The organism is Microbacterium paraoxydans (assembly GCF_018224615.1).
GTDB classification, from domain to species: Bacteria; Actinomycetota; Actinomycetes; order Actinomycetales; family Microbacteriaceae; genus Microbacterium; species Microbacterium paraoxydans_B.
In genome coordinates this window covers 327,243-343,411 of record NZ_JAGTUK010000003.1, presented here as the reverse complement: position 1 = coordinate 343,411, position 16,169 = coordinate 327,243, and the positions used below count along the sequence as shown (strand labels likewise).

Annotated in this window: 12 protein-coding genes; 7 read left to right on the top strand and 5 right to left on the bottom strand. The window is 69.9% G+C overall.

The annotated features are described in order from the left end of the window. Nucleotides 1–3: 3 nt before the first annotated feature. Together lpdA and sucB are read left to right on the top strand one after the other, a co-directional pair. Nucleotides 4–1,377 (top strand): dihydrolipoyl dehydrogenase, encoded by a 1,374-nt coding sequence (lpdA, locus tag KE274_RS11815; protein WP_211543994.1) that lies wholly within the window; start codon nt 4–6, stop codon nt 1,375–1,377. 66 nt (nt 1,378–1,443) lie between these two features. Continuing rightward, entirely contained in the window at nt 1,444–3,201 is a 1,758-nt protein-coding gene (gene sucB, locus KE274_RS11810; RefSeq protein WP_211543992.1) for a 2-oxoglutarate dehydrogenase, E2 component, dihydrolipoamide succinyltransferase, read from the top strand. Between the two features lie 11 nt (nt 3,202–3,212). Here sucB and KE274_RS11805 read toward each other — a convergent pair whose 3' ends face one another. After that, entirely contained in the window at nt 3,213–4,643 is a 1,431-nt protein-coding gene (locus tag KE274_RS11805) for a hypothetical protein (RefSeq protein ID WP_211545002.1), read from the bottom strand. A gap of 160 nt (nt 4,644–4,803) precedes the next feature. Here KE274_RS11805 and KE274_RS11800 point away from each other — a divergent pair, with 160 nt between their 5' ends. Then, on the top strand, nt 4,804–5,514 hold the full coding sequence (locus KE274_RS11800) for a DUF4191 domain-containing protein (protein ID WP_211543990.1): 711 nt from the start codon (nt 4,804–4,806) through the stop codon (nt 5,512–5,514). A gap of 57 nt (nt 5,515–5,571) precedes the next feature. Here KE274_RS11800 and KE274_RS11795 read toward each other — a convergent pair whose 3' ends face one another. After that, on the bottom strand, nt 5,572–6,759 hold the full coding sequence (locus tag KE274_RS11795; protein ID WP_211543989.1) for a RimK family alpha-L-glutamate ligase: 1,188 nt from the start codon (nt 6,757–6,759) through the stop codon (nt 5,572–5,574). 18 nt (nt 6,760–6,777) lie between these two features. On the opposite strand from KE274_RS11795, the gene KE274_RS11790 reads away from it, so the two are divergent. Then, on the top strand, nt 6,778–7,266 hold the full coding sequence (locus KE274_RS11790; protein WP_211543987.1) for an ATP-dependent zinc protease family protein: 489 nt from the start codon (nt 6,778–6,780) through the stop codon (nt 7,264–7,266). A 15-nt stretch (nt 7,267–7,281) separates the two neighbouring features. Here the strand turns inward: KE274_RS11790 and KE274_RS11785 are convergent, their stop codons facing one another. Next, nucleotides 7,282–7,710 (bottom strand): RDD family protein, encoded by a 429-nt coding sequence (locus KE274_RS11785; protein ID WP_439957714.1) that lies wholly within the window; start codon nt 7,708–7,710, stop codon nt 7,282–7,284. Nucleotides 7,711–7,857: 147 nt separating this feature from the next. Between KE274_RS11785 and glnA the strand changes: the two genes are divergently transcribed. The 3 genes from glnA (at nt 7,858) to KE274_RS11770 (ending at nt 12,219) form a co-directional block, all read left to right on the top strand. Then, nucleotides 7,858–9,282: a type I glutamate--ammonia ligase gene (gene glnA, locus KE274_RS11780; protein ID WP_211543984.1), complete on the top strand. Its 1,425-nt coding sequence runs from the start codon at nt 7,858–7,860 to the stop codon at nt 9,280–9,282. 178 nt (nt 9,283–9,460) lie between these two features. After that, nucleotides 9,461–10,975 carry a serine/threonine-protein kinase gene (locus KE274_RS11775; RefSeq protein WP_211543982.1) on the top strand — a complete coding sequence of 505 codons (1,515 nt, stop codon included), beginning with the start codon at nt 9,461–9,463 and terminating at the stop codon, nt 10,973–10,975. 98 nt (nt 10,976–11,073) lie between these two features. Continuing rightward, nucleotides 11,074–12,219 (top strand): AI-2E family transporter, encoded by a 1,146-nt coding sequence (locus KE274_RS11770; protein WP_211543980.1) that lies wholly within the window; start codon nt 11,074–11,076, stop codon nt 12,217–12,219. Here KE274_RS11770 and KE274_RS11765 read toward each other — a convergent pair whose 3' ends face one another. Next, complete coding sequence (locus KE274_RS11765; RefSeq protein WP_211543978.1) at nt 12,220–13,140, bottom strand: diacylglycerol/lipid kinase family protein; 921 nt, start codon at nt 13,138–13,140, stop codon at nt 12,220–12,222. A gap of 48 nt (nt 13,141–13,188) precedes the next feature. Further along, complete coding sequence (locus KE274_RS11760; RefSeq protein WP_211543976.1) at nt 13,189–16,167, bottom strand: bifunctional [glutamine synthetase] adenylyltransferase/[glutamine synthetase]-adenylyl-L-tyrosine phosphorylase; 2,979 nt, start codon at nt 16,165–16,167, stop codon at nt 13,189–13,191. Nucleotides 16,168–16,169: the final 2 nt, after the last annotated feature.

The following is a 16,169-nucleotide window of genomic DNA, read 5'->3' as shown; positions in this document are numbered from 1 at the left end:
CACATGACAACCCACACCTTCGACATCATCGTGCTCGGCGGGGGCAGCGGCGGCTATGCGGCCGCGCTTCGAGCCAGCGAGCTCGGCAAGTCCGTCGCGCTGATCGAGAAGGACAAGGTCGGTGGCACGTGTCTGCACCGGGGATGCATCCCGACCAAGGCGCTGCTGCACGCGGCGGAGGTTGCCGACCACGTGCGTGACGCGGCTTCGGTGGGGGTCACGGCTTCTCTCAGCGGCATCGACGCCGAGGGCGTGCGGGCGTATCGCGAGGGCATCGTGGCAAAGAAGTACAAGGGGCTCGAGGGACTCGTCAAGGCGCGCGGCATCACCACCGTGGCGGGCGAGGGGCGGCTCAACGCGGATCGCAGCGTCAGCGTCGGCGACGACGTCTACGTCGGGTCCGACGTGGTGCTCGCCACCGGTTCCTACAGCCGCACGCTGCCGGGGCTGGAGATCGGCGGCCGCATCCTGACCAGCGACCAGGCACTCGCCCTGGACGTCATCCCCGAGCGCGTGATCGTGCTGGGCGGTGGCGTGATCGGCGTGGAGTTCGCGAGCGTGTGGCGCTCCTTCGGTGTCGAGGTGACGATCGTCGAGGCCTTGCCGCACCTGGTCCCCAACGAGGACATCGCCATGAGCAAGGGGCTCGAACGCGCGTTCCGTCGCCGCGGCATCCAGTACTCGCTGGGAGTCCGGTTCCAGCGCGCAACGCAGGACGACACGTCCGTCACCGTGACGCTCGAGGACGGCTCGGAGTTCACCGCGGACTATCTGCTCGTGGCGGTGGGCCGCGGTCCCGCCACCGCCGACCTCGGCTTCGAGGAGGCGGGCGTCGTCCTCGATCGCGGATTCGTCACCGTCGACAAGGAGCTGCGCACCGGAGCTCCCGGGGTCTGGGCGGTGGGCGACATCGTCCCCGGCCTGCAGCTCGCCCACCGCGGGTTCCAGCAGGGCATCGCCGTTGCGGAGCGCATTGCCGGGCTGTCCCCCGCGATCATCCCCGACGCGCAGATCCCCAAGGTCACCTATTCGAGCCCGGAGGTCGCCTCCGTCGGGCTGACCGAGGAAGCTGCGGTGGCGGAGCACGGCGCAGACGCGGTGACCACCTATGAGTACAACCTCGCCGGCAACGGCAAGAGCGAGATCATCGGCACGGGAGGACTCGTCAAGGTCGTTCGGCAGAAAGACGGCCCGGTTCTGGGCGTCCACCTGATCGGAGACCGCGTCGGCGAGCTCATCACCGAGGGACAGCTCGCGGTCGCCTGGGAAGCGCACCCCGAAGACATCGCTCCGCTCATCCACGCACACCCCACGCAGAGCGAGGCGCTGGGCGAGGCATTCCTCGCTCTGGCCGGAAAGCCCCTGCACGCCCTCTGAGCACCAACCGGTGCCCGAGTCACTAAGCTAGACAAGCGTCATACAACTTCTGAAGGAGACTCAGTCATGAGCACATCCGTGGTCCTCCCCGCTCTCGGTGAGAGCGTCACAGAGGGTACGGTCACCCGCTGGCTCAAGCAGGTGGGAGACACCGTCCAGGCGGACGAGGGCCTGCTCGAGATCTCGACCGACAAGGTCGACACCGAGATCCCCTCCCCGGTCACCGGCGTGATCGAGGAGATCCTCGTGGCCGAGGACGAGACGGTCGAGGTCGGTGCCCTGCTCGCTCGCATCGGCGACGGCAGCAGCGCGGCTCCCGCGGGCGATGCGCCCGCCGCGGCCGCTCCGGAGGCGGAGGCTGCTCCCGCGGCCGAGGCGCCCGCTCCGGCGGCGGAGGCTCCGGCACCCGCCGAGGCTCCCGCTCCCGCGGCCGAGGCTCCCGCAGCGGAAGCCGCGCCGTCCGGCGATGCCACCGACATCGTGCTCCCGGAGCTCGGTGAGAGCGTCACCGAGGGAACGGTCACCCGCTGGCTGAAGCGGGTGGGCGACACGGTCGACGTCGATGAGGCTCTTCTCGAGATCTCGACGGACAAGGTCGACACGGAGATCCCCTCTCCGGTCGCCGGTGTGCTCCAGGAAATCGTCGCCGCGGAAGATGAGACCGTCGCGGTCGGCGCTGTGCTGGCTCGCGTCGGTTCTGGCGCGGCTCCGGCCGCCCAGCCCGCTCCTGCCGCCGAGGCACCCGCTGCTCCGCAGGCAGCCCCGGAGCCGCCTGCCGCTCCCGCGCAGCCTGCTCCGGCGGCACCCGCTGCGCCTCAGGCGCCCTCGACCGAGGCACCCGCTGCCCCGGCACCGGCAGCACCGGCGCCGGCTGCCCCCGAGGCACCGGCTCCCAAGCTCTCGCTGCCGACGGAGAACGACAACCTGTACGTCACCCCGCTGGTGCGCCGTCTTGCGGCACAGCAGGGTGTGGATCTCGCGTCGGTCACCGGCACCGGTGTGGGCGGTCGCATCCGCAAGGAGGACGTGCTGAAGGCCGCCGAGTCTGCGTCCCAGGCCCCCGCCGCGACAGCCGCGGCTCCGGCTCCCGCACCGCTCGAGGTCTCGCCGCTCCGGGGTACGACGCAGCCCATGTCGCGTCTGCGCAAGGTCCTCGCCAAGCGTGCGGTCGAGTCCATGCAGCAGACCGCGCAGCTCACGACGGTCGTGGAGGTCGACGTCACGGCCCTGGCCGAGTACCGCGACACCGTGAAGGCGTCGTTCCTCGAGAAGACCGGCGACAAGCTCTCGTTCCTGCCGTTCTTCGCTCTGGCAGCCGCCGAGGCGCTGCAGGCCTTCCCGATCGTCAACGCGACGGTCGACGGCGAGCAGATCGTCTACCCGGCCACCGAGAACGTCTCGATCGCTGTCGACACGGAGCGTGGACTCCTCACGCCCGTGCTGCGCGACGCCGCGTCGAAGAACATCGCCCAGATCGCCCACGAGATCGCTGACCTCGCGGCCCGCACGCGCGACAACAAGCTGAAGCCGGACGAGCTCGCCGGCGGAACGTTCACGCTGACCAACACCGGGTCGCGTGGCGCGCTGTTCGACACGCCCGTCGTCTTCCTGCCGCAGTCTGCGATCCTGGGCACGGGCACGGTCGTCAAGCGTCCCGGCATCGTGAAGGTCGGCGGCAGCGAGGCGATCGCGGTCCGCTCGTACGTGTACCTCGCGCTCTCCTACGACCACCGCATCATCGACGGTGCCGACGCCGCGCGCTTCCTGGGCGCCGTGAAGGCTCGCCTCGAGGCGGCGCAGTTCGCCCCGCAGTTGGGCGTCTGACAACAGAGCGATCATTCTGGCTGGTCCGCGACGTCGTAGACGTCGCGGACCAGCCATTTCTCGTCTCTGCGCTCCACCACGACCATCACGTGCGGGGCCTCGGGAGTCGAGGCTCCCGACGGAGTGACGCTCGTGACCGCGACGTCGCCGTATTCGTCGACCAGCTCGACGCTGTGCTCCGCTCCTTCGAGCGCGCTGAGCTTTTCCGCGACTCCCACGGACCCCGGTGCGATCGCCGATGGGCACTCGGCGTCCGCATCGTCACGACACGTCTCGATGGCGGCCAGGAGCGACGGGACCGCGGCCACAGGATCGCCGGACATCGGGGCGGCGCTCGCGCCCGGCGTTCGCGAGCTCCCGGGGTCGGACGTGGGGCGCTGCTCCACCACGGGGCCCTCTTCGGCGGGCTGTGCGTGCCGATCGCTGGTGGCTCCGCGTGCGCCACCTCCGTCCTCACCTGGCCACATCAGCCCGCCGACGAGCACCACCGCGGCCCCGGCGCCGGCGATCAGCGCCACTCGTCGTCGCGGTGCTCGTCGCCCGCCCATCCGGGCGCTGCGGTCTCGTGTTCCCGGTCCGCGCACCCCCACGGCGGCGCGCACCCGGGAGACGCGAGAGCCGATGCTGTCACGGACGCCCAGAACCATCGCGCCCAGCCTCGCCGGCACGGACTCCACCTCGCGTCGGCGGGACTTCTGGATCGCGAGGCTTCGCCGCGTGGGCCGCACGTCCGACGCGTTCGCCGCCACCGCCCTGGCGAGGTCACGCGCCAGCACCGGCGCCGGTTCCGGATCGACCCTCTCCAGGGCGCGCGGAGCGGCGATCGTCAGCAGCTCCCGCTCCCACTCCTCCAGCAGGCGCGACGGGAACCCGGGGGCGTGCAGGCGCTCGCGCAGGCCGTGACCCACGCGGTCGAGAAGGCGCTTCACCGTCCGGTCGGTCTCGGCTTCGCCCAGTGCCTCCACGATGCCCACAGCCGCGGACCCGCACGACTCCCCCTCGCCGACGACGAACATCGGCCGACCGTCGTCGGTGAGCCACCACATGCCGCTGGTTGCGCCGCCGCGAGCCGCGAGCTCGCCCATCCCGCGCAGCACGCTCACCACCACGGTGCACACCTCTCCCGCCGAGAGCGGTCGCCCGTCGCCACGCCGCCGGTCGACGAACGCCTGGAGCCGGTCCGTGCACCAGGGCAGTAGAACGTCGTGACCGTCGACGCGGCGCACGACGTCGAGCGGACCGGCGACGTGCTGCGCACCCGCCAACCGCCACCCTGCCCATCCCGCCAACGCCTCGCTCGGGCAGCGCACGACGACGGAGTCGCCGGACGTCGCGAGTGTTCCCGCGAACGGCCCGTCGGCATCGGACAGCACCCGCAGTGAGCGATGCGCCCTTGCGAGCACTGCGGGTTCTGGTTTCTCGGTCGTCACGGCGTCGGTCATGCGTCCATCCCAGCGAACGGACCCGGGCTGCGGGACGGATCGGCGCGCGTGCGGATAGCTTTCCCGACCCTCGAGGACTGTGCAGGGCCAGTCCTTCCACCGCTCCGCTCCGCGCGAACGACGGCATCGTCACCCCTCGGGACTCGGTAGGCTGGATGCCATGGCAAAGCGTGCTCCCGAACCCGAGAAGCGTCCTGGGTTCTTCTCCCAGATCAAGTCCCTCTTCCGGTTCACGCGCGAGGCCTATCCGTGGCTCCCCTGGGCTCAGGCGGCCATCCTCATCGGCGGCGTCCTGCTCGGACTCGTCGCGGGCTACCTCATCCCGCCGTTCCAGGTCTGGACCCTCGTGCTGTGGGGCATCACCGGTCTCATGGTCGGCGTGCTCGGCTCGCTGTTCCTGATGACCCGCCTCTCCACCTCGGCGATGTACGCCAAGATCGACGGCATGCCGGGGGCGACCGGCCACGTCCTGAGCACGAGCCTCGGTCGGCGCTGGCAGGCCTCCGAGACCCCGGTCGGCATCAACCCGAAGACCCAGGAAGCGGTGTACCGCACGATCGGCCGGGGTGGCATCGTCGTCGTCGGCGAAGGCGCCCGCGGCCGGCTCACGCGACTGGTGAACGAAGAGCGCAGCAAGGCGCAGCGCGTCGCGCACGGCGTCCCGGTCACCGTTCTCTACGTCGGCCACGGCGAAGACGAGGTGCCGATCGCCGACCTCGCGAAGACCATCAAGAAGCTCCCGAAGGCGATCGACAAGGCCACCATGGCCGCCGTGATCCGCCGCGTGGACTCCGTGTCGCAGTCGCTCTCGTCGTTGCCGATCCCGAAGGGGATCGACCCCACCAAGGTGCGCCCGCAGCGTCCGCGCTGATCTCCGCACCGCACGACCACCGCGCGGCCGTCCTCCTCGGAGAGCGGCCGCGCGTCGTCACTCCGACAGCGGCTGCTTGGGCAGGCGCCTCACCTTCGCGCGGCGCCGACGACGCTCGGGGATCATCGAGCGCATCTCCTCCAGCTTGCCGAAGCAGAACAGGCGATCGTCCGCCTCCAGCACGACATGCTTGCGCGGATTCGGGATCACGCTCACACCGCGGTGCAGCGTGAGCACGGTGATATCGCGCTCCCACAGTCCTGCTTCGCCCAGCGTCTTGCCCACCAGGTCGGCTGCGCCGTGCACCATCAGCTCCGCCACGCCGTAGCCTGTGGACACCGTGAGGCGCTGCCGCACGTCGATCTCAGGGAAGGCGACCTGACCGGCGATGTAGTCGATGATGGCACCCGCGACGTCGAGCTTCGTGGCGGTCTCGATGCCCTGCAGCCCCGGGGAGGAGTTGACCTCCATCACCAGCGGACCCTCGTCGCCCTCGAGCATGTCGACGCCCGCCACCCGGAGCCCCATGATCTGCGCCGACCGGACGGCTGCCCGCTCGTACACCGGATCGAGCTCGATGGCTTCCACCGAGCCGCCGCGGTGCACGTTGGAGCGGAACTCGTCACCCGCAGCCGAACGCCGCATCGCCGCGACCACGCGATCACCGACGACGAGGGCACGGATGTCCCTCCCCCGGCTCTCCGCGATGAACTTCTGGATGAGCACGTTCTGCTTGGTCGAGTGCAGCGTCTCGATGATCGCCTCGGCGACCTTCACCTGCGGAGCGAGGATGACCCCGATCCCCTGCGTACCCTCGAGCAGCTTGATCACGACGGGCGCACCGCCGACGCGCTCGATCGCCGGCCGCACGTCGGCACGGTTGCGCACGAACGCCGTGGGCGGCATCGCGATGTTGTGCCTGGAGAGGATCTGGTTGGCGCGCAGCTTGTCGCGAGCACTCGAGATGCCGTTGGCCGTGTTCGGCGTGTACACGTCCATCTGCTCGAACTGACGCACGACGGCCGTGCCGAAGTATGTGATCGAGTTGCCGATGCGCGGGAGGATCGCGTCGTAGTCGCTGAGCTGGCGCCCCCGGTAGTGCAGGTCGGGTTCGTCGGACGTGAGATCGATCGCGAAGCGGAGGGTGTTCAGCACTTTGACGTTGTGCCCCCGCTGCAGTGCAGCGGCGCGGAGGCGTTGAGTGGAGTACGCCTGCGGCGCACGGGACAGCACTGCGATCTTCACGGAGGAATACCTGCCAGGATGTATCAGGTGAGTAGGTCTACCCATTCAAACACCCTTACCGGGTGGCGAGAGTGGGTGACCCTGCCCGATCTCGGCGTCGACTGGATCAAAGCCAAGATCGACACCGGCGCCCGCACATCGTCGCTCCACGCCTTCGACGTGCACGAGTTCGAGCGCGACGGCGAAGCGTGGGTCCGGTTCCGGGTGAAGCCGTGGCAGGACAGCCAGGACGACGCGGTCGTGGTCGAGTGCCCCGTGCACGATCGCCGCGCGGTGCGGAGCTCTTCCGGTCACGCGCAGGAGCGCCTCGTCGTGCAGCTGATCATCCGCCTCGTCGACCGGGAGGTGCTGGCCGAAGTCACCCTGAGCAACCGCGACGAGATGGGTTTCCGCATGCTGATCGGCCGAGAGGCGCTGCGTCAGGGCTACGTCGTGGATCCGGCACGGTCGTTCCTCGGCGGCAGGGCGCCGCGAGAGGCACGCCGCCGCAACCGCGGACGGCTCTGAGCGCGCGCGTACGGCTCAGGCGCGGATGAGGACCGTGCCGACCGCCTTGTCGTGCAGGCCGCGCTGATCGGGATCCCACACCACGGCGGGGATCACGAGGAGCAGGAGCAGCGTGCGGACGACGGGGCGCCACAGTCCCACCCACGCGCCGTCGAGACGAACGAGCCGCATCCCGAGGATGCGGTGGCCCGGGCTCCCGCCCGCGGTCGGGATGAACAGGATCTGGAGGATCGCGAAGACCAGCAGCGGGGCGAACTGCGTCAACCCCGCCTCAGAGGGCAGCGCGAACTGGTTGAACCCGAGGAAGCCGGTGGCGATGATGGTCGCTGCCGCGTAGTCGATCACGAGGGCGCCGATACGGCGACCGGGACGGGCGATGCTGCCCGTTCCCGACTCCGGGAGTCCGAGTCGTTCACCGGGGTACCTGTTCACCGCATCCGTCACCACACCAGCCTACCGAGGCCGCAGAACCGCCCTTTCCGGCCTCACGCTGTAACACGCTCGAAACAAAGCGGATACCGTGGAGAAATCCCCCGTCCGTACTGTGCAGAGTGGCCCCGAAGCCATCGATCCGCATCACAGGAGTCGTACATGTTCAAAGATTCGTCCGAGGTACTGGCCTACATCAAGGAGAACGACGTCAAGTTCCTTGACATCCGTTTCACCGACCTCCCTGGTGTGCAGCAGCACTTCAACATCCCTGCGGCGACGGTCGACGAGGCCTTCTTCACCGACGGACAGCTGTTCGACGGCTCCTCGATCCGGGGCTTCGCCAGCATCCACGAGTCGGACATGCAGCTCATCCCCGATGTGACGACGGCGTACATCGACCCGTTCCGCGAGGCGAGCACCCTCGTGATGATCTTCGACATCTACAACCCGCGCACCGGCGAGATCTACTCGAAGGACCCGCGTCAGGTCGCAAAGAAGGCCGAGAAGTACCTCGCCTCGACGGGGATCGCGGACACCGCGTACTTCGCTCCCGAGGCCGAGTTCTACATCTTCGACGACGTGCGCTACTCCGTCACCGCGGGCGAGAGCTTCTACAAGGTCGACTCCGAGGAGGCCGCGTGGAACACCGGTCGCGAGGAGGAGGGCGGCAACCTCGCCAACAAGACCCCGTACAAGGGCGGCTACTTCCCCGTCAGCCCGGTCGACAAGACGGCCGACCTGCGCGACGACATCACCCTCAAGCTGATCGACGCCGGCTTCATCCTGGAGCGCTCGCACCACGAGGTCGGCACGGCCGGCCAGCAGGAGATCAACTACCGCTTCGACACGATGGTGCACGCGGCGGACGACATCCTCAAGTTCAAGTACATCGTCAAGAACACGGCGAACGAGTGGGGCAAGGTCGCCACCTTCATGCCGAAGCCGCTGTACGGCGACAACGGCTCGGGGATGCACACGCACCAGTCGCTGTGGAACGACGGCAAGCCGCTGTTCTACGACGAGGCCGGCTACGGCCAGCTCAGCGACATCGCGCGCTGGTACATCGGCGGCATCCTGGCTCACGCTCCGGCCCTGCTCGCGTTCACCAACCCGACGCTCAACAGCTACCACCGCCTGGTGAAGGGCTTCGAGGCCCCGGTCAACCTGGTCTACTCGGCAGGTAACCGCTCCGCCGCGATCCGCATCCCGATCACGGGTTCGAACCCGAAGGCGAAGCGCATCGAGTTCCGCGCTCCCGACGCCTCCGGCAACCCGTACCTCGCCTTCGCCGCGCAGCTGATGGCCGGCCTCGACGGCATCAAGAACCGCATCGAGCCGCACGAGCCGGTCGACAAGGACCTCTACGAGCTGCCTCCCGAGGAGGCCAAGGGCATCCCGCAGGTGCCGAACTCGCTGCTCGACTCGCTCGAGGCGCTCCGCAACGACCACCAGTTCCTCCTCGAGGGCGGCGTGTTCACCGAAGAGCTCATCGAGACCTGGATCTCCTACAAGTACGAGAACGAGATCCTCCCGATCGCCCAGCGTCCGCACCCCTTCGAGTACGAGCTGTACTTCGGGGTCTGACCCGCACCGACGAAGCGCCCGCCAGGATTCCTGGCGGGCGCTTTCACGTACCGGGTGCGGCGCGATGCCCTCTTGCAGGTCGCCGCGCCGGAGTCAAGCCCGCAGACGGGAATCGCACCGGGCTCTAGCGTGAGAGCGTCGCCGGGCTTACCCGACCCTGCGGCGGGGAGGCAGCACCATGTGGACGCAAGAGGCGACTCCGACCGAGGCCCTGCTCGACAGCCGTTACCGGCTGGGCGACGCCGTGGGAATCGGCGGCATGGCGACCGTGTACCGCGCCGAGGACATCGCGCTGGAACGCACCGTGGCGGTGAAGATCTTCCGCACCTCTGACGACGCCGTGACCTCCACGGATCGCGCGCACTCCGAGAAGGCTCTGCTCGCATCCCTCAACCATCCCAATCTGGTGACGCTCCTCGACGCCCGCCTCGACCCGGGCCACGCGATGTACCTCGTGATGGAGTTCGTTCCCGGTCCCACCCTCAGCAGCCGCCTCTCGCGCTCTCCCGTGTCCGCCGACGAAGTCGCGATCATCGGAGCGGACATCGCCTCCGCCCTCCAGGCCGCCCACGCGGCGGGCATCGTGCATCGCGACGTCAAGCCGTCCAACGTGCTGCTCACCCCGCCCGCGGCCGCCAGCGACCGCTGGACCGCGAAGCTGGCGGACTTCGGCATCGCGTGCATGATCGACACGTCGCGGGTGACCGCACCCGGGGTCGTGCTGGGCACCCTCACGTACATGGCACCCGAGCAACTGCGCAACGGCGAGGTGCGACCGGCCGTCGACATCTACGCGCTCGGCCTCGTGCTGCTGGAGGCGCTGACGGGGAAGCCGGGCTTCACGCCCACGGCGAGCGTCGAGACCGCGCTCGCCCGTCTGCACGTGTCCCCGGAGATCCCCGACACGCTCGGGCCCGACTGGGTGCGGCTGCTCACCGCGATGACGCGCATCGACCCGGCCGAGCGCCCGCACGCCGCCGTGGTGGCCGTTGAGCTGCGGCGGCTGAGCGACATCGCCGCCGCCACACCGGCGAGCGAAGACGAGACGGTCCCGCTGGCCGTGGGGCAGCCGGCGGCGACACGCCTGCTCCCGATTCCCGACGCACCATCGCCCGCCGGAGCTTCCGCCTCGTCGAGCGCCCGCCCCCTGATCATCCCGCCCGTGCCGCCGCTGCCCGCGCCCGAGGTCCCGGTGCGCCCGCTGACCCGCGCCCAGGCGCGACGGCGGAACACCACTCGCCCCGGAGCCGCGCCGCGACGAACACGACGGCGCGACAGCATCCTCTTCGCCGCGGTCGTCGCCATCGGCGCCGTCACCACGGTCGCCGTCTCGCTGTCCGGCCAGGGCCCGCAGGCGGTGGCGAGCTCTGGTGCCGTGCTGCACGGTGCCTCGTCGTCGGCGACCCCCCAAGCCACCGAGACCACCCCTCCTGCCGTCGTCGAGGTCCCGGCAGCCGTCGCTCCCGCACCTGTCGAATCCACGACCGTCGAGCCCGCTGGCACCGAGCAGCAGCCGAGCGATCAGGGGAAAGAGGACAAGCCCGCCAAGGCCGACCCGCCCGCGGGCGACAAGCCCGGCAAGGCTGACCAGGCGAAGGGCGACAAGCCCGCCGAGGCCGACCAGGCAGGCAAGGGCGACAAGGGCGACAAGGGCAACGGCGCGAAGGGCAAGGGCAAGGGCGCGGGCGAGTAGACCCGTCGACCAGCGCCGGACAGCGCCGGGTGTCGCTGAACGCGTGAACGCCCGGGGTAGAGCAAGATCGAGTGCGAGCACGCACAGTGGGAGGGGCCATGCGCCGCAGGAGAATCATCGCGACCAATGAGGCGCAGACCGTATCGGCGCAACGCCGCTCCCCGACCTCGGTGGTCGCCGGTGCCAGAGCCAACCCCTTCATGTTCGGCCTGCTCGGCGCCCTGGGCGTCCTGGTCGCGCTCGCGATCGGCGGCATCGTCAACCAGCTCGCGACCGTCCTGGTCTACATCGGCGTCGCGATCTTCCTCGCCCTCGGACTCGACCCCATCGTCACCAGCATCGAGCGCAAGCTCCCCCGGCCCGCGGCCGTCGCGATCGTCGTCGCCGGCGTCGTCTTGGCGTTCGCCGGCATCATCCTCGCCATCGTCCCGATCCTGGTCGAGCAGATCACCAACCTGATCAAAGACGGTCCGAAGATGATCGAGGACTTCATGAAGACCGACTGGTACAAGGACATGAGTGCCCAGTTCGGCTCCACGATCACCGACGCGGTCAACGGCGTACTCGGCTTCGTCCAGGACCCGGACAACTTCTTCGACATCGGCGGCGGAGTGTTCGCCGTCGGCGCGGGCATCGCGGGCGGCATCACCGGCGTCACGATCGTCCTGATCCTCACCCTGTACTTCATGGCCTCGCTGCGCAGCATGAAGCGCGTCGCCGCACGCTTCGTGCCCGCGTACCAGCGCGACACCTTCAGCGAGCTGCTGGAGGACGTGTCGAGCGCCGTCGGTCGCTACGTGATCGGCCAGGCGAGCCTGGCCCTGACCAACGGCATCCTGAGCCTGATCTTCCTCAGCATCATCGGTGCTCCCGTGCCCGCGCTGCTCGCGCTGATCGCGTTCATCGGATCGATGATCCCGCTCGTCGGCACGCTGTCGGCGTCGATCATCATCTCGCTCATCTGCCTCTTCGAATCACCGACGACCGCACTCATCGCTGTCGTGTACTACCTCGTGTACATGCAGATCGAGGCGTACGTCCTCTCGCCGCGCATCATGAGCCGCGCGGTCGCGGTGCCCGGGGCCCTCGTGGTGATCGCCGCCGTCGCCGGCGGTGCACTCGGCGGGATCCTCGGCGCCCTGGTCGCCATCCCGATCGCCGCGAGCATCATCATCATCGTGCAGAAGGTCGTCTTCCCGACCCAGGACAGGAAGAGGACGCCGCCCGCGGTGACGGTCGCCTGATCAGCGGACCGTGACCGCCCCCGCCTGCACCCGCACCGCGAAGGAGGAGATCTCGCCGACCTCCTCGCCGTCGATCTCGAACATCTGCGGGGCGGCCAAGCGCACCTCGATGCGCTCCGCCGAGACGTGCGTCGTCGAATCCGTGCTCACCGCCTGATCCACGCTGCCGAGGATCCGGCGGATGCCGTTGTCCCACACGACGGAGCGGACGGTGTCGAGCCACTGCAGCGGTCCGTCCGCGCTGATCAGCAGCATGTCGAGCAGCCCGTCGTCGACGAGGGCATCGGGAAGCAGCCGGATGCCGCCCTGCAGCATGCCGCAGTTGCCGATGAGAAGCGTGTGCCCGCGCAGCTCCTGCGGCTCGCCGTCGTCCAGCTGCAGCGTGATGTCCGTCATCTCCGTGCCAGCGAGCGCCCGCCCCATCGCTTCGACATAGGCGAGCCAGCCCGCGCGGTCCTTGAGGTCGTCGTTGGTCTCCACCAGCATCTGGGCGTCGACCCCGAACCCGACCATCACCGAGAACGCGTGCTCCTCACCATCGATCTCGACCCACCCCAGGTCGATGTTCCGGGGCTCGCTGTCGCGGACGTGCTCGAGCGCCGGGAGCACACCCTCGAGCGGGATGCCGAGGTTGCGCGCGAGCAGGTTCCCGGTGCCCTGCGGAACGATGCCGAGCGCGACGCCGGTCTCCGCAAGAGCCTCCGCGACCGCGCGGATCGTGCCGTCGCCGCCCACCGCGATGACCGGATCGCAACCCTCCGCGACCGCCTCGGCAGCCATGCCGCGACCCGCGTCCTCCGGCGTCGTTTCCCACCACCGCAGGTCCGCGTCGTCGCCGAACGCGAGCCGCACAGCCTCCTCGAGAACCCCCCTGTCCGACTTCGTGGGGTTCCAGATCACTGCCATGCGGGAAGACGTCATGCGCTCAGCCTGTGCGACCGGAGCCGATCCTGCAACTCGGTTGACACGTCAGCCGTAGAAGAGGTGCTCGAAGGTGCGGCGCGCCCGCCGCGTGACACCCAGGTAGTCCTCCTCCAGCTGGGTCGCCGCCCGGTTCGGGTAGCCCAGCAGCCGGGCCAGCGCGTCGAGCTGTCGCCGATCGGCGGGAAGCACGTCGCTGGTCTGGCCCGTCAGGAGGGTGATGGCCGAACGGAGCCGACTCGACAGCAGCCAGGCGGCACGCAGGCGCTCGGCGTCCTCCTCCCCCACGAGCCCGGCAGCCACCGCCGCGTCCAGCGCCTGCAGCGTCGACGTCGTACGCAACCCGGGCACGGCAGCCGCATGCTGCAGTTGCAGCAGCTGCACGAGCCACTCCACGTCGCTCAGCGTTCCCGGTCCGAGCTTGAGGTGCCGCCGCGGGTCCGTGCCCTGAGGCAGCCGCTCCCCCTCCACGCGCGCCTTGATGCGCTTGATCTCCCGAAGGCCCTGCAGGTCGACCGTCTCCGGATAGCGGATCGAGTCCGCGAGCTCCGTGAACCGGGCGATGAGCTTGGCACTCCCCGCGACACCCTGCGCCCGCAGCAGCGCCTGCGCCTCCCACGACAGCGACCAGCGCCGGTAGTACGCGGTGTACGCATCGAAGGAACGCACCAGCGCTCCGTTGCGTCCCTCCGGCCGCAGGCCCGCATCCAACTCCAGCGGCAACCGGTGATCGGTCAGGTGCTCGCGCAGCCCCGAGACGATCTTCGTGGCGAGCGTCTCCGCGCGCTGAGGTTCGACGCCGTTCGCGTCGTACACGTAGAGCACGTCCGCGTCGGAGCCGAAGCCCAGCTCGCCCCCGCCGAACCGGCCCATCGCGATGACCGCGAAGTCGAGCGCCGCATCCTCCGGCGGCACGACCTCGCGCATCACCGCACGCAGCCCGGCCTGGATGGTCGCAGCGGTGATGTCGGTGAGGGCCGTGGCGACCTCCTCGATCGTGAGCACGTCGAGGACGGCTCCCATCGCCGTGCGCAGCAGTTCGCGCCGACGCAGGGCCCTGACCGCGCGCAGGGCGTCGGCGACCGTCTCATGGCGCGTCTGGATCGCGCGTGCCTCCTCATCGAGCGCCGCCCCTCCGCGGGGACGTAGCCGCTCGGTGCTGTCGAGCCAGGCGACCGACTCCGGAATCCACTCCAGCAGCTCACCGATGTACCGCGACGACGACAAAAGCCGGGTGAGGCTCTCCGCCGCGCCGGACGAGTCGCGCAGCATCCGCAGGAACCATGAGGTGTCGCCCAGCCGCTCGCTGATGCGCCGGAAGGCCAGCAGCGCGTAATCGGGGTCGCTGCCGTCGGCGAACCAGCGCACCATGATCGGCATCAGGTGCCGCTGGATCGTCGCCTTGCGGCTCAGACCGCGTGTCAGCGCGCCGATGTGGCGCAGGGCGCCGGCTGGGTCACGGAAGCCGATCGCCGCCAGCCGGTCGTGTGCCTGCTCGAGTGAGAGCGTGCGCTCCTCCTCGGGCAGGCCGGCCACGGCACTCAGCAGCGGACGGTAGAACAGGCGCGTATGGATCTCGCGCACCTCGCGTCGCACGGCCTCCCAGCGCGCCCAGATGCCGTCGCCCGTATCGGCCAGTCCGGTCGCACGAGCCAGGAACCGCAGTCCGGCCGGGGTGCGCGGCATCAGGTGCGTGCGCGTGAGCTCCCGCAGCTGCAGACGGTGCTCCATCAGCCGCAGTACGCGGTAGTCCGCGGCGAACGTGGCCGCGTCCGCACGGCCGATGTACCCGCCGGCGACGAGCGCGTCCAGGCTCTCCAGGGTGCCGCGAGTACGCAGCGTCTCGTCGGTCAGTCCGTGCACCAGTTGCAGCAGCTGCACTGTGAACTCGATGTCGCGCAGCCCGCCGGCGCCGAGCTTGAGCTGGTACGGCGCGTCCTCCGGGTCGATGTGCTCCATGACCCGCTCGCGCATGCGCTGCACGTTCTCGACGAACTCCTCCCGCGCGGCGCTCGACCACACGAGGGGTTGCACGGCGGCGATGTACTCGCCACCCAGCACGGGATCCCCGGCGATCGGCCGCGCCTTCAGCAGTGCCTGGAACTCCCAGCCCTTGGCCCAGCGATCGTAGTACGCGGCGTGCGAGGCGAGCGATCGCACGAGCGCCCCCTGCTTGCCCTCGGGCCGCAGCGCCGCGTCGACCTCCCACAGCGGTGGCTCGACCTCGATCTCGCTGAGGGCGCGCATCGTCTCCCGTGCGAGCCGCGTCGCGATGTCGATGGACCGGGCCTCTGACACCACCGTTTCGTCGCTGGTGCCGGCGACGAAGATGACGTCGACGTCGCTGACGTAGTTCAGCTCGCGCGCGCCGGCCTTGCCCATGCCGATGATCGCGAGGCGCGTCGCGGCGAGTTCGTCGTGCCCCACGCTCGACCGCAGTCGCGCCCTGGCCACCGCCAGCGCGGCCTCCAGCGCGGCGCCGGCCAGGTCCGCCAGCGCGGCGGCGACGACGGGCACGGCCTCCTCGGGCTGATGCTGAGCGAGGTCGAACGCCGCGATCGCCGCGAGCTCCCGCCGGTACGCCACGCGCACCGCCACGACAGCGCCGTCCTCCCCCGTCGCCGCCACGCCGTCGTCGTCGGCATCCACCGCCGCCAGGAGCCGGGTACGGAGCGCCTCGGCGGACGCCGGCGCGGTGACCGGACCGCGAAGCACGGCGAGTTGCGCGGGGTGGCGAAGGAAGAACTCGGCGAGCCCCAGGGAGGCACCGAAGACCCGCCACACCGTTGCTCGTGCCTCGGGATCGTCCAGGATCGGGCGCAGCGCCTCCGGGTCGCGGCGCGCCACGCGCAGCAGTCCCCGCACGGCCGCGTCCGGGTCCGCCGCCTCCATGCCGTCGAGCAGACCCGCGCGCGGACGGCCGAGCAGAGCCTCCAACTCGGCCAACGACGCCGCGGCGTCGGACAGCTCGGAGAAGCCGATACGCGCGAGCGCGGAGAGCGAGACGGCAGCGTCCGGTCGGGCCATAC